Source organism: Rhodococcus sp. NPDC057014 (genome assembly GCF_042673295.1).
Lineage (GTDB): Bacteria > Actinomycetota > Actinomycetes > Mycobacteriales > Mycobacteriaceae > Rhodococcus_F.
This window is the reverse complement of sequence record NZ_JBHUSF010000144.1, coordinates 1-21,549: the sequence shown is the minus strand read 5'-3', so window position 1 is coordinate 21,549 and position 21,549 is coordinate 1. Positions and strand designations below refer to the sequence as shown.

Annotated in this window: 17 protein-coding genes and 2 pseudogenes; 15 read left to right on the top strand and 4 right to left on the bottom strand. The window is 62.7% G+C overall.

The features are described from left to right. The first annotated feature begins 367 nt into the window (after positions 1–367). Complete coding sequence (locus ACFTZB_RS25315) at positions 368–526, top strand: hypothetical protein (protein ID WP_378435209.1); 159 nt, start codon at positions 368–370, stop codon at positions 524–526. A 28-nt stretch (positions 527–554) separates the two neighbouring features. Here ACFTZB_RS25315 and ACFTZB_RS25310 read toward each other — a convergent pair whose 3' ends face one another. The 3 genes from ACFTZB_RS25310 to ACFTZB_RS25300 all read right to left on the bottom strand — a co-directional run bounded on the left by ACFTZB_RS25310 (position 555) and on the right by ACFTZB_RS25300 (position 3,549). Beyond that, positions 555–851 (bottom strand): hypothetical protein, encoded by a 297-nt coding sequence (locus ACFTZB_RS25310; RefSeq protein ID WP_378435207.1) that lies wholly within the window; start codon positions 849–851, stop codon positions 555–557. Between the two features lie 940 nt (positions 852–1,791). Further along, positions 1,792–2,880, bottom strand: a complete 1,089-nt coding sequence (locus ACFTZB_RS25305; protein ID WP_378435205.1) for a hypothetical protein — start codon at positions 2,878–2,880, stop codon at positions 1,792–1,794. Positions 2,881–3,003: 123 nt separating this feature from the next. Then, on the bottom strand, positions 3,004–3,549 hold the full coding sequence (locus ACFTZB_RS25300; RefSeq protein ID WP_378435203.1) for a hypothetical protein: 546 nt from the start codon (positions 3,547–3,549) through the stop codon (positions 3,004–3,006). Positions 3,550–4,907: 1,358 nt separating this feature from the next. Between ACFTZB_RS25300 and ACFTZB_RS25295 the strand changes: the two genes are divergently transcribed. The 10 genes from ACFTZB_RS25295 (at position 4,908) to ACFTZB_RS25250 (ending at position 15,418) form a co-directional block, all read left to right on the top strand. Further along, on the top strand, positions 4,908–6,083 hold the full coding sequence (locus ACFTZB_RS25295) for a thiolase domain-containing protein (protein WP_378435201.1): 1,176 nt from the start codon (positions 4,908–4,910) through the stop codon (positions 6,081–6,083). After that, positions 6,080–6,493 (top strand): Zn-ribbon domain-containing OB-fold protein, encoded by a 414-nt coding sequence (locus ACFTZB_RS25290; RefSeq protein WP_378435199.1) that lies wholly within the window; start codon positions 6,080–6,082, stop codon positions 6,491–6,493. Before ACFTZB_RS25295 ends, ACFTZB_RS25290 begins: the two co-directional genes overlap by 4 nt. A gap of 12 nt (positions 6,494–6,505) precedes the next feature. Then, positions 6,506–7,915 carry a 3-oxoacid CoA-transferase gene (locus ACFTZB_RS25285; RefSeq protein ID WP_378435197.1) on the top strand — a complete coding sequence of 470 codons (1,410 nt, stop codon included), beginning with the start codon at positions 6,506–6,508 and terminating at the stop codon, positions 7,913–7,915. Next, positions 7,912–8,880, top strand: coding sequence for a thioredoxin-disulfide reductase (gene trxB, locus ACFTZB_RS25280; RefSeq protein WP_378435195.1), 969 nt, complete (start codon positions 7,912–7,914; stop codon positions 8,878–8,880). The genes ACFTZB_RS25285 and trxB overlap by 4 nt, the downstream gene beginning before the upstream one ends. Before the next feature lie 20 nt (positions 8,881–8,900). After that, positions 8,901–9,224 carry a thioredoxin gene (gene trxA, locus ACFTZB_RS25275; RefSeq protein WP_276143014.1) on the top strand — a complete coding sequence of 108 codons (324 nt, stop codon included), beginning with the start codon at positions 8,901–8,903 and terminating at the stop codon, positions 9,222–9,224. A gap of 253 nt (positions 9,225–9,477) precedes the next feature. Beyond that, positions 9,478–9,735 (top strand): hypothetical protein, encoded by a 258-nt coding sequence (locus ACFTZB_RS25270; protein WP_378435192.1) that lies wholly within the window; start codon positions 9,478–9,480, stop codon positions 9,733–9,735. Between the two features lie 109 nt (positions 9,736–9,844). After that, positions 9,845–11,368: an ABC transporter substrate-binding protein gene (locus tag ACFTZB_RS25265; protein WP_378435190.1), complete on the top strand. Its 1,524-nt coding sequence runs from the start codon at positions 9,845–9,847 to the stop codon at positions 11,366–11,368. Positions 11,369–11,487: 119 nt separating this feature from the next. Next, entirely contained in the window at positions 11,488–12,426 is a 939-nt protein-coding gene (locus ACFTZB_RS25260) for an ABC transporter permease (protein ID WP_378435211.1), read from the top strand. After that, entirely contained in the window at positions 12,423–14,348 is a 1,926-nt protein-coding gene (locus tag ACFTZB_RS25255; RefSeq protein WP_378435188.1) for a dipeptide/oligopeptide/nickel ABC transporter permease/ATP-binding protein, read from the top strand. The genes ACFTZB_RS25260 and ACFTZB_RS25255 overlap by 4 nt, the downstream gene beginning before the upstream one ends. A 29-nt stretch (positions 14,349–14,377) precedes the next feature. Further along, positions 14,378–15,418, top strand: a complete 1,041-nt coding sequence (locus tag ACFTZB_RS25250; RefSeq protein WP_378435186.1) for an ABC transporter ATP-binding protein — start codon at positions 14,378–14,380, stop codon at positions 15,416–15,418. 501 nt (positions 15,419–15,919) lie between these two features. On the opposite strand, the pseudogene ACFTZB_RS25245 reads toward ACFTZB_RS25250, so the two are convergent. Next, positions 15,920–16,753, bottom strand: a pseudogene (locus tag ACFTZB_RS25245) (transposase); the annotation flags it as partial. Positions 16,754–17,121: 368 nt separating this feature from the next. Here ACFTZB_RS25245 and ACFTZB_RS25240 point away from each other — a divergent pair. The 4 genes and pseudogenes from ACFTZB_RS25240 to ACFTZB_RS25225 all read left to right on the top strand — a co-directional run. Next, positions 17,122–18,327, top strand: coding sequence for an IS4 family transposase (locus ACFTZB_RS25240; protein ID WP_378435184.1), 1,206 nt, complete (start codon positions 17,122–17,124; stop codon positions 18,325–18,327). 415 nt (positions 18,328–18,742) lie between these two features. Beyond that, positions 18,743–19,483 carry a tyrosine-type recombinase/integrase gene (locus ACFTZB_RS25235; protein WP_378435182.1) on the top strand — a complete coding sequence of 247 codons (741 nt, stop codon included), beginning with the start codon at positions 18,743–18,745 and terminating at the stop codon, positions 19,481–19,483. Then, complete coding sequence (locus tag ACFTZB_RS25230; protein ID WP_378435180.1) at positions 19,480–20,478, top strand: tyrosine-type recombinase/integrase; 999 nt, start codon at positions 19,480–19,482, stop codon at positions 20,476–20,478. Before ACFTZB_RS25235 ends, ACFTZB_RS25230 begins: the two co-directional genes overlap by 4 nt. Before the next feature lie 142 nt (positions 20,479–20,620). Further along, positions 20,621–21,406 (top strand): annotated as a pseudogene (locus ACFTZB_RS25225) (IS1634 family transposase); the annotation flags it as partial. Positions 21,407–21,549: the final 143 nt, after the last annotated feature.

Here is a 21,549-nt window from a genome sequence, read left to right as displayed (position 1 = left end):
CGGTCGAAGACCGCGCCAGTGCCGACGTGGCGCGGCGAGCGCGGATGATGTTCCTTGTCGCCGGCTGAGAGATCAACCACACAGATCGCGCAAACGGAAGGGCGTCGCGGCCGACGCTGACCCTGTGGCGATGCCGGCAGAGCAAGGTGGAATCGACCGGACTGGTCAACGCACCCCTGTTCGGGTCGGCCTCACACTGTCGACTGTGCGAAGGTCGTGGTCGCGTCGCTGGCTCCGTCGCCGAAGAAGCACTGGGTAACCCATTGGATCAGTCGACTGCTCAGCGTCCATCTGGGAGTTGACAACCACCCGGCCGCGGCGTGAGTGCAGTGTCAAACCCTGGCGCGGTCAGAAGTGCTGGGCCGAAATGGAACTCGCCGCCAAGGTCACCGGTATCGTCGGGTTGTGTCTCACGCCAGCGGAGAACGCAGGCGTGCTCTGTGTGGATTGGAAGTCGTGGATCCAGGCGCTCGACCGAACCGATCCGATGCGGATTGGCTCAGTCGAGAAGCGCACCCATGACTAAGTGGTTGGGTTCGTAAATCCGTCGGGGGTCATGCCGTTTGTCGGGTTCGGTCGTGGTGGTCGAGTCGTTCGAGGCGTCGGTGCAGGTCCGCGGTGGTGTAGCGCCACGTGAACGGCACCGCGGTGGCGTTGTACCGGTCCTCGAAGTCGAGCAGTCGCCGTTCGACAGCATCGAGGTCTTCGAAATCGTTGGGCGAGAGCACCTTGCGTTGAATGATCGAGAAGTAGATCTCCACCTGGTTCAGCCAGGAGGCGTGCTTCGGGGTATGGACCATCACCGCGTTCGGATACCTCGCGGCCAGCCGATCGATCGCGGCCCCGCCCACGATGCGAGGACTCGTTGTCGACAACCCAGAACACCCGCTCCGCAGAGGCGTACGGCTGCTGGCTCATGACCTGATCGACCAGCGCGGTGAACGGGGCGATGCCCATCGTGGTTTCACACCGGCCGAACACCTTCGCCCGGTGCACGTCGTAGGCCGCCAGATATGCCAACGCCCCACCACGGCGGTAGTCGTGATTGGCGCGCATCGGACGGCCTGGGCCGGCCGGCTGCGTGCGATGGCAGCGCCGGCGGGCCTGGATGGACGGTTCTTCGTCCGCGGAGATCACGTACTCGTCCGCCCCCAGTTCGACGCCGTCGTACCTGCGGGCATAGAGGTCGAGGACGACGGCCGCCTTGGTCTCGAACTGCGGGTCCCGGACAAAGATCCACGACTGGTACCGCCAGGGTTTGAGGACGTCCTGCGCGAGCCAGCGTCGGACCGTCGAGACCGAGGCGCTGATGCCGTCGATCAACAACTGCCGGGCCAACTCCGGGGCGCTCCACCGCGACAGGGGCAGCTCATGCTCGGTGGGAAGCTGACAGGCCCATGCCTTCACTGCGGCGACCTGCGACGGCTGCCTTCACTGCGGCGACCTGCGACGGCTGCCTTCACTGCGGCGACCTGCGACGGCGAATACCTCGGCGGGCGCCGGAGAACGGGGCGCGTCGGTGAGTCCTTCGATCCCCCGGTGATAGAACCGTGGACGGTTCGAGCACCTGGGTCGTGCCGTCCATGTGGACCACGACCGCGGACCAGGTCATCGCGAAGACAAACCGGCAAGACGCTTCGACCGCGGACTGCCGGTAGGGCACTGTTAGGCGCCAGCGCGGATATCGACGCACCTACGGCAGTGGATCACCGAACCCGGCCTGCGGATGTGGTTCGACTGGGGCCGCACATCGCCGGTGCCTGTTGGCACGCTTTTGCTCTTTTGCTCAGGTCAGCGGTGAGTCGGCAGGGTGAACGCTCGCGTGGCCGGACGCTCGAACGCCCATCCATGGCAGACGATCGCATGTATACCCGTCTCGCCCCCTGCCACGATGATGTTGAAGTTTTCGGGCTTGCTTGTCATTGGGACCATGTCGCCGCACAGGAGGTATCCCTCGCCGCTGGGGCTGCCATCGGCTGTCAGTCGCGAACCTTCGCTCAACTTCTCCTGCCACTCCTTCGCGAACTCGCTCAGGTGTACTTGACTGTGCTCCCATAGGTACTGCTTCACATCGGAAAGGTCGTTGTATCCTGCGCGGTAGATGATATCCGCCCAGTTCGCGTTGAGCACGACGGTCATCGGCGCCGTACCGACGGTCAGCCATGAACCAGAAGTGGCCTTCATGCTGTTGGCGATGGCCATCAAGAACGATTCGGCGGAGAAGCTCCATGGATCGCCCACCTCGACGAATGAGTTCGCGCTCAGCACCGTCACGCAGTTCTCGTTACGGTCGAACCCGCGCTGAACATGCAATGGTCCCCATGGGTTTCGCTCGTCCCACTCACCAATGCACATCGTGTATCGCATGGGAGACCCATGCGTCGACTTGCTGACGATGCTGGGCAGTGATCCCGCGATGTTGATCATCACCAGGCGCAGGGCTCTGCCGATGGTTGCGTTGGCCCGGCCTCCGATTCCGAAGCACTGAGCCCGATAGTTGACCCCGAGCGCGTCCCGAGCCGGCCCATTGATCACTAGAAACGGGGTAATGGGGTTGGTGTTGACGCCCATGTCTTCCAGCCTGACCGCAGGGTCAGCTGCTGCCTCGACGGCCGCCAGCACCGCTGGAAAGTAGTCGGAGCTGCAGCCAGCCATGACGGCGTTTGCTGCAATGGCTTCCACGGTCGCCAGCCCTCCGCGGGGTCCGAGAGTCCCGATGTTCTCATCGCGCGCACGATCGACTGTCGCGAGCATCGCATCGACGCGCTCAATAGTCGGAGGAATCAGTGGCAGCCCGTCTCCGAGATTCGCTTGCTCCGAGAACTCATAGAAGCTCTCAGGGGAACCATCGCCGGTAAGGCTCAGCAACTGCGTTGTCATAGATGTGGTGACCTTTCGCGATGCGGCGCGCATCGATTCTTTTCTCTGGCGTGAGTTGCTGGACGGCTCACGAATACCGTCCGCCGATGCGGGCCGGCGTTGTTTCAGTCGTTAGTGTGCAAACTAGATGGCTTTCGATGTCAGCGCCGACTCTATGTCCACCACTCGTTCGTCTGCGATCCTGACGAGATCACGCTCCTCCATCACCTCGTACTCGACCGGCAGCGTGAATACCTGAACATTGGGATAGTTGCGGTACTCAAGCGTCATCTCAGCCAAGGACTTGAAGCCTTCGGTGGCCACCACCAAGACCGGCAGTCCGCGGGCGGCGAGTTGCGCTGCCGCCGTCGCTACCTGCGCAGTGCAGGACCCGCAGTTTCCGAGTCCAACCACGGCTGCGTCGACTTCCCGAACGATCTGGTCGTACCGCTCATCGAGGTACGGACGCTCATCCTGGTAGCGCTGGTGCTGGACGTCTTGGCCGGGGCCTGAGAGAAAGTTCTCCAAACGATCGCAGAAGTACTCCCAGCTACGCCAATTGCCATGAGTGACGATGCCCAAAGTCTTTCCTTGCAGCGTGGTCAGGGCGACGCTCTGCGTCTGTTCGACGACAGCTGCCGAGCTCCGCGGATCGATGATGGCGTAGCTCTCCAGAGTGGAACTGGTCAAGATGGTCTCCCTACATCCCGCGGAGAATGAGTACGAAGCTCACACCGCTAGTGACTAATGGACCGCTTCATCTATGCAATGACCGATGGGTCAAAACTAACTTCCGTCTCAATCGCAGTCAAGGCCCGGACCCCGATATGGTGAAACTCGCCCACAGGCAGTGAAATTGGCGCCGAACTAACGATCGATCGCACGGGGTAGGGCGCCGACAGACGTGGTTGGCAGGACGCAAATCTCGGTGCCTCATTCGCCGCCCTCGATGATACTGGCGCTACTCGAGAACACGGCTGGCGTTGGGCGAGTCGGTGCTCTCGACCGTCCAGTCGCACTCTCCGGCGGCCAAACGCGCAGTTAGGGCAACGTGAAGAGGCTGCGTGTCGCCGAGGGTTGCGACTACTGCGGCAAGCTCCGTGGGCGGCTTCGCGACCAGAGCACCGTCCTGCGCATTGCGGGCGTGGCATCGAACGCAGCGACTGCCTTGGCTGTCACTGGTGGGCATTCGAAGGTGCCATCGCCGGCTCGCCTGTTGCCGACGACTCATCAACCGCTAAACGTCACGGCGAGAGCGTTATCGGCCTTCTTAGCCTTGCTGCCGCTCAGGCATGTCTCACAAGACCCGCCTTATGAGACGGATACCAATTGGGTCTAGAAATGTCGCAGGAAGGGTGTGCTCGCAAGGCTGGTCGTGCTAGCGTCAAATGCGACGAATGAGATCTGCGTCTCAATTGCGAAGGCGCGGATTCGGCGCCGGCCTCGCGGCTGCCCCTCACCAAGGAGAGGAATTTCCGGTGATCGAACCCGAGATCGGACGCCTGTCGGACGTCCAAACGATCCGTGTGCTGACGGACTGTTTCAACAGGGTGGCCGACGACGGTGACACCGTCACGGACACCAAAATGTGCACGGCAACACGCTCTTTCGATGCGGTCAATCTCCAGTGCGAGGTCACTCGTCGGCAGGGCAGCCGGGAGTTGCAGGCGTCGGCCTGCGGCCCCCGTGCCAACAGGTGCACATGACGACCGACGTTTGGTGAGCGTCGACAGTGACCGGGAAATCCGGGTGAGCTCCCCGGCCCGTTCTCGCAGGCGATGCCCCGGGAGTGGAAGCTCACCCTTCCTCGCGCCGTGGTCTGACACCGGCGCGGCGATCCCGGGTCGGCCTCGGTTCTGCCAGCCATGCGGAAAGCGAGAGAGTCGCAGCATGCTGGAAATCGCGACTCACCCCGAGGAGACCGGTCCTCTTGCCGTATTGGCGGTCGGGAGTTCGAGGCATCGGACAGTTCATGCTCGACGCCGTGGGCTCCCGAGGTTCTGACGTTGCCTGGAGATGGCGCTGCTAAGCGAATAGTTCAACTGACTGTGGAGACGAAACAATTGAGTGTACGACGAGCCCACATCGCCGGGGCCTACGAGCATCCCGATCGAACGATCGCCAACAAGTCTGTTCCCCAGGTGCACCTTGAGGTCGCACTGGGGGCCCTGTCAGATGCAGGGCTGACTATGAACGACGTCGATGCCTACTTCTGCGCGGGTGATGCCCCAGGCTTCGGACCGCTGTCCATGATCGAGTACATGGGCCTCAGGAATGTGAGATACACCGATAGTACCGAGGTTGGCGGATCGTCGTATCTGTCGCATATCGGACATGCCGCCGCTGCCATCGCTGCCGGTAAGGCTAGCGTCGCGCTGATCACTCTCGCGGGCTTGCCGCGATCTGCCCTGACGGCGGAGAGGATGTCGCCGGGCCCTGAATGGATGTTCGAGGACGTCTACGGGCCCTCGAGTGCCCCGACGCAGTATGCGCTGGTTGCTCAAAGACACATGTACGAGTACGGAACCACGAGTGCGCAGCTGGCCGAGGTCAAAGTGGCCGCCTCGCGTCACGCCTCGTTCAACTCGAATGCTCTCCTGCAGCGCGAAGTCACCGTCGAGGAAGTCTTGGAGTCGCCGTTGGTCAGCGATCCGCTGCATCGTCTGGACTGTTGTGTCGTCACGGACGGTGGTGGTGCGCTTGTTGTTGTCTCTCCGGAGATTGCCAAACAGGTGAAGCGACACAGTATTCCGGTGCTTGGACATGGCGAGGCACCCAAGCATGCCGACAATGGCAGACTCGACCTGACGTACAGCGGCGCCAGGTGGTCGGGGCCGCTGGCCTTTGGCGAGGCGGGCGTCGCGGCAGGCGATATCGACTACGCCTCGATTTACGACTCCTTCACCATCACGGTGATTGAGACTATCGAGGATCTCGGGTTCTGCGAGAAGGGTGAGGGTGGCCGGTTCGTACTGGACGGAGCGCTCTGGGCGCCGTACGGGAAGCTTCCCTTCAACACCGACGGCGGAGGCTTGTGTAACAACCACCCGTCCTTCCGTGGCGGGATCACGAAGGTGATCGAAGCGGTCCGCCAGCTGCGGGGCGAGGCTCACCCGGCTGTACAGGTGCCCGATTGCGAGGTCGCGTTGGCACATGGCACGGGTGGCTCGCTGGCCAACAGAATGGGCAGCGTCACGCTGATCCTCGGAAGGGACGCGGCGTGACCCCCCAGCTTCCGGCCCCGACGCCAATGATCAACCCGGAAACCCAGTATTACTGGGACGCAGCCAAGTCCGGCAGGTTCGTACTGAAGCGGTGCCGAGCCTGCGGGGTCGTGGTCTGGTATCCGAGGGCCATCTGCCCCGACTGCTGGAGCACCGACACCGAGTGGTTCGAGGCGTCCGGTCGCGGCAGCGTCTACACCTTCACCATCGTCCGGCGGGGAGCTGGGCCCTACGCCGAATGTGGGCCGTACGTAGTGGCATACGTCGAACTCGCGGAGGGGCCGCGGGTCATGACCAACATCGTCGGTGACGATGTCTTATCCAGGATCGAGATCGGTAGCGCGGTCGAGGTCGTCTTCCACCCGACAAACGACGCGGTGACGGCACTGCCGCGCTTTCGACTGACGTAAGGAACAGTGACTATGGACAAAGTCGTAAACAGCGCCGCCGAGGCCGTCGCGGACATCAAGGACGGCGACGCCGTCGGAGTGTCGGGGTTTGGTGTCAGCCATGGCTTTCCGACCCACCTGATCGCGGCCGCGGCCGGTCGCGACGTGCGTGACCTGACATTGGTGACAAATTCGTTGGGTGGGACAGGCGTTGACGCCTTTCTTCCAGAAGCGTTCGTCAAGGCTGGACGCGTGAGTAAGCTCGTAGCGTCATTCTCGGCCCGCGCGGGCGGTAAGGCACCCTCCGCCGACCGCGTGAGTGCCGTGAAGCTGGAGATAGAACTAGTCCCGCAAGGGATCCTGGTGGAGCGGTTGCGCGCCGCCGGCGCCGGCATCGGGCCGTTTTACAGCCCGGTCGGAGCCACGACTACCTTGGCAGAAGGCAAGGAGAAGCGCACTTTCGATCGCGACTACGTGTTGGAGCACCCGCTGCACCTCGATTTCGCCTTGATCTACGCCGCCGTTGCCGATCGGGCGGGCAATGTTGCCTTTCTTGGAGCGAGCCAGAACCTCGGGCCGAGTTTCGCCAAGGCGGCCAAGACGACGATCGTGCAGGTCGACAAGGTCGTGGAGGTGGGCGAATTGTCCCCGTCGGAGGTCGATCTACCCGGGATCTTCGTGGATCGAGTGGTAGAGAGCAGCGAACCGCGAGCCGCAACCTGGCCGCCCACACGGGATAGTGACGAGCGGCGACAGTACGGCAACAAGGTCGGGTGGGCCCCCAGTGAGATGGGCGCACGGATTGCAGCACTTCTGCCTGAGCACAGTTATGTGAATCTCGGAGTCGGCCTACCGACCCAAGTTTCCGACTACATCACCGAACGCGATATAGTCCTGCACGCGGAGAACGGTGCTTTGGGCTACCAGGACCGCCCATCACTCGAGCAAGCCGACATGGACGCCTTCAACGCAGGCGGTGAGCCGGTCACTTTCGGTCCGGGAGCGTCGGTGTTCGACAGCGTGTCCGCCTTCGAGATGGCCCGTGGCGGGCACCTGGATGCCGTGATCCTCGGCGCCTTTCAGGTACAGCCCGACGGCTCGTTCGCCAACTGGACAACGCCTGAGATGGGCGGCGGCGCCGTCGGCGGAGCCATGGACCTCACCGTCAATCCCGGACAGCTGATCATCGCGATGCGGCACACCGAGCGCAACGGTCAGCCCAAACTGGTCAACCAGTGTCAGTACGCCCATACCGACACCCGCTGTGTGGACCTAATCGTCACAGACCTGGCCGTCATCGAACGAGACAAGGACGGGTTTGTTCTGCGCGACATGGCTCCCGGTTTCACCCCCGAGGAGATTATTGCCCTGACCGAGGCACCGTTGAGGGTCAACCTCTGGCCTGAGGGGCAGAGAATCGGAAGCGAGCAGAGAGCATCATGAGCAAACATCGCAACGTGATCATCGTCGGATCCGGTCCGGCAGGCTATACCGCAGGTCTGTACGCGGCTCGAGCCAATCTGCAGCCGCTGGTACTCGAGGGCAGCCAGTTCGGAGGCGCGCTCATGAATACCACTGAGGTTGAGAACTATCCCGGTTCTGCCGTCGATGTAACGGGACCCGAACTGATGACGCAGATCCGGGACCAAGCCGAGCGGTTCGGTGCGGAGCTCGTCCAGGATGACGTCCTCGAGGTCGAACTGACCAGGCCGGTCAAGACGGTGAAAACACTGGAAGCGGAGCACACCGCCTCGGCAGTGATCTTGGCGATGGGTTCGGCCTACCGCAAACTCGGTCTCGCTCGCGAGGAGGAACTGTCCGGCCGGGGCGTGTCCTGGTGCGCCACGTGTGACGGGTTCTTTTTCCGCGGCAAAGACATCGCGGTAGTCGGAGGGGGCGACACGGCCATGGAGGAGGCCGACTTCCTCAGTCGGTTCGCATCGTCGGTGACGGTGATCCACCGTCGTAATTCGCTGCGCGCCAGCAAGGTCATGGCCGATCGTGCCGGCTCCAACGAGAAGATCCGCTGGGCGTGGAACTCGGAGGTGTCCGAGATCCACGGCGAGACCTCGGTTGACGGCCTGCGTGTGCGGAACACCAAGACCGGTGCCGAAAGTGACCTTGCGGTAGCCGGCCTGTTTGTCGCGGTCGGGCACGACCCCCGCAGTGAACTGGTCCGTGGCCAAGTCGATCTCGACGACAACGGCTATGTTCTAACTGGTGTAGGGACCCGCACGAATCTGGCAGGCGTCTTTGCGGCCGGAGACCTGGTGGATCACACCTACCGACAGGCCATTACAGCAGCCGGATCCGGCTGCGCAGCCGCCCTCGATGCCCAGCACTACCTATCGGACAACCCTCAGGTGACCGAATTGGCAACGGCCACGGTCACCGAAGCCACGAGATAGAAACGAGAGGTGGCATTAGGATGCCTACCCAGCCGGTCACTGATCAGAGCTTTGCCCAGGACGTCCTGCAGTCAGAGAAGCCGGTGATAGTCGAATTCTGGGCGCCTTGGTGTGGGTCGTGCAAGACGCTCACTCCGATCATTGACGAGATCGCGCACGCCTACGGGGACAAGGTCACCGTTGCGACGGTCGACATCGACGCCAACCCAGAAATCGCCACCCAGTTCGGGATCCTCTCGCTGCCCTCGATGCTTGTGTTCAGAGGAGGGGAACGGGTCAAGGCGGTCGTGGGCGTCAAGAAGAAGGCAGAGTTGATCAGCGAGTTCTCTGACCTGTGGTCCTGAGGCCGGCCATTTCACGATGATGCTGAACGCAGGAGGACCCAGCCACGTGGCCGGGCGCCAAGCATCCATCCTGCCAGGGTCGGCGAACACGGACACAACATCTGCCACTTCGACGCGGGGTTGTGGATCGGTGAAGCCCCGAACCCGGTTCCCGGAATGTCATCGGAATGAGAAATCAACGGTCATTGACACTGACGTGTCTTGGCGTCGTGAGAGTACGCAGTAGCGAAATCGGAAAGATGGGAATCAGACGATGAATGACGTCGATGTGACAAGAGCACGAGAACTGCTGGCCGATCTCCGGCGTCCGCTCGAGAGCGATGGATATGCACTGATCGTCGAAGCCGATGGCCCGGGGTTACGGATCTCGGTCGAGGCCGGGCCAGATGCCTGTGCGGGATGCCTCGTGCCACAACCCCTGTTCGCGAACATCGTGACCAAGACCCTGACCGACGGGGGACTCGACTTCGGTGGCGTCGAACTGAGCTATCCCGAGATGGAATCGCACTGAGGTGACGACGATCTCAGGTTTTTGCGATCGAGTGCGACGTCTATCTTCTCCCGTCAGGTTGCGAGCTCGGAACATTGGAGAAAAGAGTATGCATCGAAGTATGCGCTCGGTGAGAACTGTGATGGCTTTCCTACTGGTCGCCGTGACGTTGAGTGCGTGCGGCTCAGGAGAGGGAGGCGCTTCGGCCAACGGCATCCTGAAGTACGGCTATCTCATGTCCGTACAGGGCATCAACTTGGATCCCGCGAAGGCCAACGGGTTCCACGAGATGGTGTACTACAAGCTCATTCAGGGCTCGCTGCTGCGCTACAACCAGGACGGCTCGGTGACGCCGTGGATGGCCAAGTCCGTTGAGATTGTCGATCCGACGAGGGTGAAGATCTCGCTGCGCGAGGGCGTCACGTTCAGCGACGGTACGCCGTTCGACGCCGAAGCGATCAGGATCAATCTTCTACGGCTCCGTGAGCCGCTGACACCGCAGGCGAAAGGAGGGCAGGGGGCGGGAATCAAGGTTCTCGACAACGTCGAGGTCGTCGATCCGCTCACCGCCGTCGCCACGTTGAGCAAGCCGCTCGCAGGCCTGCTCTACTCCGATCTCACGTCGGTCGCCGGTGTGATGGTGTCCCCGAAACAGATCGCAGAGGACCCTGACGGGATCAATACCAATCCGATCGGTGCCGGACCGTTCACGGTGCATTCGCATGCAGTCGGACAGCGTCTTTCGGTCAGGAAGAACGAGAAGTATTGGGACGCGGAGAACATCAAACTCGCCGGCGTCGACCTGATCAATGCGCCTATCGGACCGCAACAGGCCAACGGCCTGTTGTCGGGGCAGTTGGACTTCGCGAGCTTCATCTCTCCGAACAGCGCTGCGGCGGTTGACGCTGACAAGAAGTATTCGTCGAAAGTTCTGAACAGTACCAACATTTTCCTCAACATGTGCACCGCCAAGGCGCCGTTCGACAACGCGGACTTCCGCCAAGCAGTCCAGCTCGGGATCGACCGCGAGCGGTTCAGTGAACTCGCCTATGGAGGACTCGCCGAGCCTGCTTACGGCATGATTCCTGAGGGCACCGCTCTGTTTGATCCGGAGTTGAAGAATATCGTCAAGTACGACGCAGATGCAGCGAAGAAGCTTGTGGCCGATTCCGGGGTGAGTGATCCGTCTTTCCCGCTGGTCTACCCCGCCACCATCAACCTCGCGGTGGAGTCAGAGACGTTGCAGAGGCAATTGGAGGAAGTCGGCATCTCGAGCACGATCTCGGCCGAGCGGGATGTCTACAGCGGCTTCATGGTGCCCCAAAAGCCTGGAGCCATGCTTGTTTTCACGGTAGGGACAGCGCCTAACTATCAGCTTTTCAGTCAGTACTTCAACGGCCTCCAGGCCTTGTGTGGCGTCAAGCGCGACGACGTCATGGAGGCGCTCGCCCCCTCGGCGAGTTTGGCCTTGGATGATCCTGCGGCAAAGGCTGCCTACGACGAAGCCGGCAGGCTCATTGCCGAAAACGCCGACATCATTCCGGTAGTAACGTATCCAAATGTGCAGGCCTGGAATAAGAATCGGGTCACCAATGAGCCCACATTCGACGCGCAGGGCTTCGCAAATCTCGATCAGATGATGGTAAGCAATTAGGCCGATGACGCTCTGGGTCAACGCCGGTTGAATGGGCTCGGCTGCGATCGAACCCTCCCGCTGGCGGTGGTGGGAGGGTTCGTCAGCCAGAACGTGGAAGGGACCGACTTGTGTTTCAGATGATCGCAAGGCGTCTGTTGGTTTCGATTCCCTTGCTGTTCGCCATGTCATTCGTGGTGTTCAGTTTGGTGACGCTTATTCCCGGAGATGCAGCAACGACGATTGCCGGAGGCAACGACGCCTCCCCCGAAACGATCGCGGAGATTCGTGAAGAGCTGAACCTGAACGATCCGTTTCTGGTTCAGTACGGCACTTGGCTCAAGGGCGCTGTGCAGCTCGACTTCGGTTCGTCGTTGTACACCAAGCGCCCCGTGAGTGAGGAACTCATTGAACGGCTCCCGGCGACGACCAGCCTCGCGGCAGCGGTGTTCGCGATCGTGATCCCGCTCTCGATGCTTTTTGGCATCCTCGGTGGCCTACGCCCGGGAGGACTGCTGGATCGTGGGCTGATGTTCAGCACCAGCGTCGTGGTGGCGATGCCACCGTTCTGGATCGGCATGGTGCTCATCTCGATCTTCTCCGTGCGACTCGGGTGGCTGCCGCCGTACGGATACACGCCGTTCTCAGAGGACCCGCTCGGCTGGTTCACGGGAATCATCATGCCTGCGGTGGCTCTTGCGGCGGCCGGAGTGGCCATCGTGTCACGTCAGTTGCGGGCGGGCCTGACGGACACAATGGGGTCGCCGTTCGTGCGGACCGCGTGGGCCAAAGGTGGAGACACGCGCCAGGTCGTCGTCGGCCATGCATTGAAGAACTCTGCAATCCCTGCGGTCACTGTGCTGGGAATCTTGGTCGGCAGCATTCTCGGTTCGACGGTCATCGTCGAGCGAATCTTCAGCATTCCCGGTGTCGGAACCTACATCATCGTTGCGGTCGGCAACATGGACGTACCGGCGATCCAAGCCACAGTGCTGCTCTTCGTGGTAGCTCATTGCATCGCGAATCTCATCGTGGACATCACATACGGCTATCTCAACCCGAAGGTGAGGGCAGCATGACGTCGAAGGCGGGCGGGACCAGTGTCCTAGGCCAGATGGCGCGCCGCTATCGCCGCGACCGGTCGGCCATGGCCTGGACGATCATCTTGGTGCTGATCATTCTGGCGTGCGTGTTCGGCGGGCTCATCGCGCCCTACGACCCTGACGCGCAACTGAGCATTGGTCCGTTCTCGGGGCCGTCGAGCACACATTGGTTGGGAACCGACGATCTCGGTCGAGACGTCCTCAGCAGGATCCTGGCCGGCGGGCGGGTGAGTTTGACCTTCAGCTTTCTCGTCGTTCTCTCTGCCATGGTGCTAGCACTGCCCGTCGGGCTCATCGCCGGATATGTGGGCGGAAGGTTGGATGCGGTCGTAATGCGAGTGATGGACGGCCTACTCAGCCTTCCGGCGCTGGTACTCGCCATCGCGATCGTCAGCATGCTAGGGCCCAACTTGCGAAACGCCGGCGTTGCGATGGCGATCACGCTCCTCCCCGGATTCACACGACTGGTCAGGGGTCAAGCCCTCGCTGTCCGCGAGGAAGTCTTCATCGATGCATCGCATGCACTCGGTGCGCCGACTCGGTTGATCGTGTGGAGACATCTTTTGCCGAACGTGGTGTCGCCGCTCATCGTGCAAGTTTCTCTGTCTCTCGGGTTCGCGGTTCTCATGGAGGCCGGCCTAAGCTTCCTCGGCCTCGGTGTGCAGCCACCAACCGCGAGTTGGGGCACAATGCTGAGCCGCGCCAATGAATCGATGCTCACCCAGCCTTGGAGCATGATGGCACCTGGCCTAGCCATCGTCCTGACCGTCGTCGCCTTCAACGAGGTGGGCGAAGGATTGCGGTCGGCCCTGGGCGCATCGACACCGCCGAAGCGCTCCGCGCAATTGGGGCTAACGACGGTACAGCGGACAAGCCACTCCACGACCGCGGTGGCCGACGAACAGATTCGCCTCGAGAAGGAGCCACTTCTGCGGGTGGAGGGACTCGCGATCGAGATGGGGTCCGGTACCGACCGGACGCAGATCCTGGACAATGTGTCGTTCTCGATCGGCGAAGGCGAGGCGCTCGGTCTCGTAGGCGAGAGCGGATCGGGCAAGACCGTCACTTCCCTGTCGATCATGCGACTGCTGCCATCGCCGCCCGCACGGGTCATCGGAGGATCGATCAACTTCGAAGGCCGAGACCTCCTGTCGCTGAACTTCGACGAGATGTCCGCGCTGCGCAGCAGCGGCATCGCGATGATCTTCCAGGACCCGATGTCGAGCCTGAACCCGGCGATGACCGTCGGCGATCAAATCTCTCAAGTCGTACGGTGGCACGAGAACATCTCGAGTCGCGAGGCCTCGGTCAGAATGCGCGAGACACTGGAACTGGTGGGGATTCCGCCGCGACGAGCGGACTCCTACCCGCACGAGTTTTCCGGGGGAATGCGGCAGCGCGCCATGATCGCGATGGCCCTGGTCTGTCGGCCGAGGCTGTTGATCGCCGACGAGCCGACCACCGCCCTCGACGTTACCGTCCAGGCTCAGATCCTCGAACTGCTGCGCGAACTACGTTCCGAACTCAAGATGTCGATCCTGTTCGTGAGCCACGACCTGGGTGTGGTGGCCGACATCTGTGATCGCATCGCCGTGATGTACGCCGGGCAGATCGTCGAAGAGGGCAGCGTCAGCGACGTCTTCCGTGCCCCAAGCCATCCCTATACCAGGGGTTTGCTGCGGGCCATGCCCGAGGGTGCTGCACCACGGGCACCGCTGTACGTGATCCCAGGCCAGGTTCCGCAGTTCTCGGAACTAGCGGGAGGATGTCGGTTCGCATCCCGGTGCGAATTCGCTGGGCCGGAATGTCAAGTGGACGTACCGCTTGTCACCGCCGGATCCAATCGTAGCTCTCGTTGCGTACGAACCAAGGAAGTGATGAGGATGGACGCCCGATGAGGTCCGCAAGTATGGAGTCAGCTACGACCGTGCCACTGATCGAGTTGGAGCGCGTCTCGAAGGTATTCCCTGTGCGACAAGGGATCCTGCAGCGAGTGCATGCGGAGGTGCAGGCTGTTGCCGACGTCAGTCTGCAGATCTACCCTGGCGAAACTTTAGGGCTGGTCGGTGAGTCGGGTTCGGGGAAGTCGACGCTGGGCCGTCTCGCCATGCGACTGATCGATTCCACCGACGGGGTCGTGCGTTTTGACGGCGAAGACGTGACCAGGCGGCGCGGCAAGGGCCTGCGGGCCATGCGCGCCAGCGTGCAGACTGTGTTCCAGGATCCGTTCGCCGCCTTCAACCCGCTTCTACCCTTGCGAGTCAGCGTGAGCGAGCCGCTTCAGGTCCACCGAGGTCTGAGCCACAAAGAGTCCATGGCGCGACTGCGGGAGCTGATGCCGCTGGTCGGCCTCTCGGCCTCGCACCTCGACCGGTACCCGCGCGAGATGTCCGGCGGCCAGCTGCAGAGGATGGCGATCGCCCGCGCATTGACGGTAGAGCCGCGCTTGATCATTCTCGATGAACCGATCTCGGCACTCGACGTCTCGACCCAGGCACAGGTCATCAACCTCCTCGAGGAGCTTCAACGCCAGTTGGGGGTCGCGTATCTATTGATCGCGCACAACCCCGGGCTCGTTCGGCACGCCAGTGATCGGATAGCCGTCATGTACCTGGGCGAGGTGGTTGAGATCGGGTCGGCCGGTGACGTCTACGACGCGCCCAAGCACCCGTATACGCACGCACTGTTATCGGCGGTGACGGTGCCTGACCCTGATGTGCAACGAACGAGGCAGCGGATCATTCTGCGCGGCGACGTTCCCAATCCCGCAGACCCGCCGTCGGGATGCCGGTTCCACACGCGTTGCCCCCTCGCGCTGGACATCTGTAGTAGCGATGTGCCGGAGCCGTTCGTCCTGGACAACGGTGGTGTGGTGCGTTGTCATCTTCATACCACAGGGCCCAAGCTTGCCGGGCGGCCGATTGTCGACCTCGATATCCCCGCGGTACCCCAGACCATCGCGCTTTAACACCTTCGAATGCGAAGTGGGCGTGCCCGTTCTTGCCTGCCGAATGCATCCCAGTTTCGAGAACATCAACCCGGGGTGATGACGGCTCTCCCGACTTGTACAACTCGGCGGGGGGTCCCTATGTCCTCGGTCAAGCGACGCGGACTGTCTGCCACACTCAGCGGTGTGAAATCAGGATTGGTTCTCCTCGGAGTGCTGCTTCTCGTCGGCTGCGGAAGCAGCGACCCGCACGAATCGGTTCCCGCCACCTATGAGACGCGATCAACCTACTGGTTTGGTTCAACCCCGTAACCACGTTTGAAGAGATGGACCGAGAGGCCAGGGCCTTCGCGGAGCAGAAGAATCTCTCCATCGACGAAGTCGCTCGCAACAGTGTCAGGGAAGCCAGGGAGAACGTTTCCGTCGACGGCGTCTTCGGGGTGCCCTGCCGGTAGTTGGTCGCCCCATCTGCTGGGTCCGATTCAAACTGGTGTCGTACCCAGGGTCCGGGTCGTTTCGGTTTCAGGCGGCTGCCGGGGCTGGCTGCTGATATGGAGACTTGCTCTTGAGCATCGCGTAGAGCACGTCGCAGCGGCGTCGGGCCAGGCAGATCAGGGCGACGTTGTGTTTCTTGCCTCTGCGCGTTTGCGGTCGCAGTAAGCGCGGCCCGTCGGGTCGTGCAGGGCCGCGAACGCCGACAGGAACAAGGCGCCCTTGAGTTTCCGGTTGCCGGTGCGGGCTGGGTGTTCGCCGCGGATCGAGGAGCCGGATCGGTGGGTGACCGGTGCGATGCCGGCGTAGGCGGTGAGGTGACCGGCCGTCGCGAAGCCCGAGCCGTCACCGACCTCAATGAGGATGCGTGCAGCGGTCCTGACGCCGATGCCGGGCATCGAGGTCAGGACCCGGGAAAGAGGGTGTTCATCGAGCATCCTCTCCACGTCCTCGGCAATGATCGTGTGTTGCTGCAGTGTCTCTTTCAGCGAGTCGGCGAGTTTCGGTGGAACGATCTCGGCGGCTGTGCTTCCGGCACTGTAACCGTCTGGGCGCCGAGGGCGGCGAAGATGTCCTCGGTCAGGCGGGCACCCATGCGTGGCGCGTGTTTGACCGCAATGGTGGTGATTCGCCATGCGTGGCGCGTGTTTGACCGCAATGGTGGTGATTCGCCATGCGTGGCGCGTGTTTGACCGCAATGGTGGTGATTCGGTGTCTGCCGGCGTTCCGGATCCCGGACGGACCGCCGAAGCGGGACAGGATCTCAAGGACTGCGGGGTGGCCGATTCGGGGACCGAGTGCCCGCTCGAGGGCGGGATGGATGCCGGTGAGCAGTCCACGGATGCGGTTGCTGATCCGGGTGGAGGTTACCGCCCCGTGCTACCAGGATGTGATCACCGCATACGACCGACAGCAACGAGCAAGCGGGAAGCCAGCGATGTTCAAGTGCCTGAAACGAATCCGAACCGGCCCACCCTTGCGGCTGGAGGAGTTGGCGCAACTCGGGCGCCGCCTCTGGAGACATCGTGCGAGATCCTCGCCTATGGAAGGCTCGAGCATTTGCGTGGCATCGCCCTCAGATTCCGGAACCTCGATCACTACCTCGTGCGGTCGTTGATCCACTCCGGCCACTTAAGGAGCGGATCAACGCACTCCAATCGGCAAGGGCCAGTAAGTAGACGGCATTCAGATTCAATACCGTTCAGTTAGTGGGGCTTGCGTTACGATGAGGTGTGCCTCGGAGTGGATGGGTGAAGCCGGTCTCGGATCGGCTGTTGTCGGATGTGGTGTCGGTGGGGTTGCTGACCAGGGTGTTTCCCGCGTCCTTGGTCGATGAGGTGATCGCGGAATGCGGTCGCAGGGAGCAGCGCAGTCGGTCGTTGACCGCTCGCGTGACGGCGTATTTCTCGATCGGGATGGCGTTGAATTCGCAGGGCTCCTACGAGGAGGTCTTCGAGGAGCTCACCGACGGTTTGTCGTGGTCGTCGGGATGGTCGCAGTCCTGGTCGCCGCCGACGAAATCGGCGATCTTTCAGGCCCGGTCCCGTCTGGGATACGAACCGGTGCGGGAGCTGTTCCGCCGTGTCGCGCGACCGCTCGCCGACGCGGAGACGCCCGGATCCTGGCTCGCGGGGCGCCGGTTGGTGGCCCTCGACGGGACCTGCCTCGACCTGCCCGACACCCCGGCCAACGCCGAGCATTTCGGGCGGCCGGCATCGAGCCGGGGCGAGAAATCCGCGTTCCCGCAGGCACGGCTGGTGGCCCTCGCCGAATGCGGCACCCACGCGGTATTCGACGCCGCGATCGGATCGTGTCGCACCTCCGAGCGGGAGCTGTCGCACGATCTGATGGACACCCTCGCACCGGGGATGCTGCTGCTCGCCGACCGGGGCGTCTACGGATTCGACATGTGGACCCGCGCCGCCGCTACCGGCGCCGACCTGCTCTGGAGGGTCAAATCGACGCTCTCGCCCCGCCACGTCGAGACCCTCGACGACGGATCCTGGCTGGCTCAGATCATCCCGACCTCCGGGAAGAATCGGCGGCAGCGAACACCGCTGACGGTGCGCGTGATCGACTACACCCTCGACGACGGGCGGGAGAACCCCGAGCAGTACCGGCTGCTGACCACGATCCTCGACCCCTCCGACGCCACCGCGGAAGAACTCGCCCTCGCCTACGCCCAACGGTGGGAAATCGAGAACACCTTCGACGAACTGAAAACCCACCAACGCGGACCACGCGCCGTGCTGCGGTCGAAATCCCCACCGCTGGTGCAGCAGGAAATCTGGGGGCACCTGTGCTGCCACTACGCCATCCGCACCCTGATGCGCGATGCCGCGACCGCCGGCGGTCACGACCCCGACCGGATGTCCTTCGTCGCCGCCCTGCGGATCGACCGACGATCCCTGTCCCACAGCTCTTTTTCCCCCTCATAACCACCACGCCGCCACCCGATTGTGGAACCACGGCATCGCCAAACTCCTGCGCCGCATCAACCCAGCACGCCGACCTCGATCAAACCCCCGCGTCGTCAAACGCAAAGTCCTCAAATGGGCCGCCAAACGTGCACACCACCAACACCATCCACAACCCACCCAACCGCCGAAATGCACCTTCCTTGTTCACTAACTGAACGGTATTGCGGCTAACCCGGATCCCCTCGTCCGGAACATGGCTCGACCGTGGCCGGAGGGTCGGTCATGAACACGTTGCGCATGAACGTCACCGACTACCTCGCCATGCGCAGGACGATGGGGTTCCGAGCCGAAGGCCTATCGAAGTTGCTGTGGAGTTTCGTCGAGTTCTGCGAAGCCCGGGGCGTGGACCACGTCACGAATGAGGTTGCGCCGGATGGATGCGGTGCGACTGTTCGCCCGGCACCAGCAGCCACTGGATCCGGCGACGCAGGTTCCCGAGGAGACGGTGTGCTCCCGTCGATACCGGCCCCGGCAGCCGCACATCTACAACGATACGGAGATCGGCGCACTGCTGGTGGCAACGGACACGTTGTCCCCACTGTTCACAGCGGCGGTGTGGCGCACCCTCATCGGTCTGCTCGCTGCCACCGGGATGCGCCCCGGTGAGGCCTGCCGCATCGGTGTCGACGACGTCGACCTCGACAACGCCGTGATCCAGATCCTGAACACGAAGTTCGGCAAGTCCCGGCTGGTGTTCCTTCATCCGACCACGGTCACGAATCTGCGCCACTACCTGCAGGTCCGCCTGGACCATGTTCCCGCCACGACGCGGGCGTGTCCGATGCTCTTGCTGAACAGTCGGCACACGGCACTGGACCCGAACAAGCTGGCCGTCACCTTCAGAAAGATCCTGGCCGAGGCCGGAATCACCACGATCGTCGGCGTCCGAGCGCCACGCCTTTACGATCTGCGACACACCTTCGCAGTCGCGACGATGCTGGGCTGGTACGACCAGGACGTGGACGTGCAGGCGCGGTTGCCGCTGCTGTCGACCTGGCTCGGGCACGTCGATCCCGCCTCGACCTACTGGTATCTGCACGCAGTTCCCGACCTGCTCGCTCATGCGGCGCGCCGCCTCGAGACCCGGGACGCTGCGGCAGGAGTGCAGTCATGACAACGCCGACTGTGACCTCGCTGATCCAGGGGTTCTTCACCGAACGGCTCGTCCGGCAACGACAGTCCAGTCCGCAGACAGTCGCGGCCTACCGGGACTCGATCAGATTGTTGCTGTTGTTCACTGCGCAGAAGGCAGCGAAGCAGCCGGCCGGACTGACCCTCGATGATCTCGACGCAGCGACCGTCGCGGCGTTCCTCGATCACCTCGACGGCGACCGGCACAACAGCACCGCCACACGCAATGCACGCCTAGCCGCGATTCATTCGTTCTACCGGTACATGCTTCCGCTCGTCCCCGAACATGCACATACCGCGAGCCAGATCCTCGCGATCCCGCAACGGCGATACGAACGGGCGATCGTTTCCTACCTGACCGACATCGAAGCCGATGCTCTCCTGCACGCACCGGAGCGCACCACCTGGTTCGGGCGCCGGGACCGGGCCCTATTGATCACCGCACTCCAGACGGGACTTCGCCTCTCGGAGCTGATTTCACTGACCACCGGAGACGTCACCACCACGATCCCCGGCGCCGCGGTTCACACCGTCGGCAAAGGCCGACGGGAACGCGCCACTCCGCTGACCCGGCAGACCCTTGCGGTTCTACGCCCGTGGCTCGCGGAAACCGGATCGATCCCCGGTGCTCCGGTCTTCCCCACGCGGCACGGCACACCGATATCTGCAGACGCCGTTCAACGCCTCGTCGCCAAACACGCTGCCACCGCCGCGCACACGTGCCCCTCGATCGGCGCCAAGAACGTCACCCCACACACGCTGCGGCATACCGCCGCGATGACGCTGCTGAAGGCAGGAGTCGATACCTCCGTCATCGCGCTCTGGCTCGGCCACCAGAGTCCGGAAACAACCTACATCTATCTCCACGCAGATATGGCCCTCAAAGAACGTGCGCTCGAGCGTGCGACCGCACCGACCACCAGACCCGGGCGTTACCGACCGCCGGACACTCTCATCGGTTTCCTCGAACGACTATGAACACCGACCACACCATCACGGTTATGCCGCGTGGACCATCACCACAGATCGCGTCGACCTGCACGACACCCACCCCTCACACGAGGACCTCGGCATAACCGAGACCTCGGCATAATTCGAGTTATGCCGAAGTCGGCATAACTCGAAAGAACGCAGGGTCGATCCGCAGATCGTGGTCGGGCTGCTCGTCGACCGCACCGGATTCCCGCTCGAGATCGGCTGCTTCGAAGGCAACAAAGCCGAAACCCACACCATCGTCCCCATTGTCCGCCAGTTCCAGGCCCGCCACGACATCGCCGGCGTCGAGATGGTTGTCGCCGCCGACGCCGGCATGCTCTCGGCGGCGAATCTCACAGCCCTCGACGAGGCCAGCTTGAAGTTCATCGTCGGCTCCCGCGTCACCAAAGCGCCCGGCGACCTGGCGAACCATTTCCATTGGAACGGTGATGTTTTCACCGACGGACAAACTATCGACACCGTTACGCCGCGGCACGGGCGCAGTGTCGTCAACGACGTGAAGAAGCGAGCCGAACCGGCCTGGAATCCCGGCACACACGCCAGTTCCTGGCGGGCGGTCTGGCAGTACTCGAAGCGGCGGGCGGTCCGTGACAATCAGACGCTCAATGCCCAGGAAGCACGCGCCCAAGCGGTCGTCGACGGTGACAAGGCCCCGAAATCAACCCGGTTCGTCAAGACCACCCCCGCCGGCCGCAGCCTCGACACCTCTGCTCTGGAGCGTGCCCGATCGCTGGTCGGGCTGAAGGGCTACGTCACCAATATCCCCGCCACGACCATGGGGCCGGGTGAGGTGATCTCCAAGTACCACGACCTGTGGCACGTCGAGCAGTCGTTCCGCATGTCGAAGACAGACCTGCGAGCACGACCGATGTTCCATCACACCCGCGACGCGATCGAGGCGCACCTGACCTGACTTGCACAAGTTGGCGGGGACTTCTGGGTTCGGCTGATGTTTGCGCTGGTAGCGGGATCGCGGGTTGTCGATTTGGGGCACTAACAGGCCGGTAAGATCGCCGGTCGTGGCTGCCTATATCCGCAAGGTTCGGACCGCGT

Coding starts and splice junctions, on each gene's coding strand:
- ACFTZB_RS25315 (WP_378435209.1), top strand. CDS start 368: ATGGAACTCGCCGCCAAGGTCACCGGTATCGTCGGGTTGTGTCTCACG.
- ACFTZB_RS25305 (WP_378435205.1), bottom strand. CDS start 2,880: ATGACAACGCAGTTGCTGAGCCTTACCGGCGATGGTTCCCCTGAGAGC.
- ACFTZB_RS25285 (WP_378435197.1), top strand. CDS start 6,506: ATGGACAAAGTCGTAAACAGCGCCGCCGAGGCCGTCGCGGACATCAAG.
- trxB (WP_378435195.1), top strand. CDS start 7,912: ATGAGCAAACATCGCAACGTGATCATCGTCGGATCCGGTCCGGCAGGC.
- trxA (WP_276143014.1), top strand. CDS start 8,901: ATGCCTACCCAGCCGGTCACTGATCAGAGCTTTGCCCAGGACGTCCTG.
- ACFTZB_RS25270 (WP_378435192.1), top strand. CDS start 9,478: ATGAATGACGTCGATGTGACAAGAGCACGAGAACTGCTGGCCGATCTC.
- ACFTZB_RS25260 (WP_378435211.1), top strand. CDS start 11,488: ATGATCGCAAGGCGTCTGTTGGTTTCGATTCCCTTGCTGTTCGCCATG.
- ACFTZB_RS25255 (WP_378435188.1), top strand. CDS start 12,423: ATGACGTCGAAGGCGGGCGGGACCAGTGTCCTAGGCCAGATGGCGCGC.
- ACFTZB_RS25235 (WP_378435182.1), top strand. CDS start 18,743: ATGGATGCGGTGCGACTGTTCGCCCGGCACCAGCAGCCACTGGATCCG.
- ACFTZB_RS25230 (WP_378435180.1), top strand. CDS start 19,480: ATGACAACGCCGACTGTGACCTCGCTGATCCAGGGGTTCTTCACCGAA.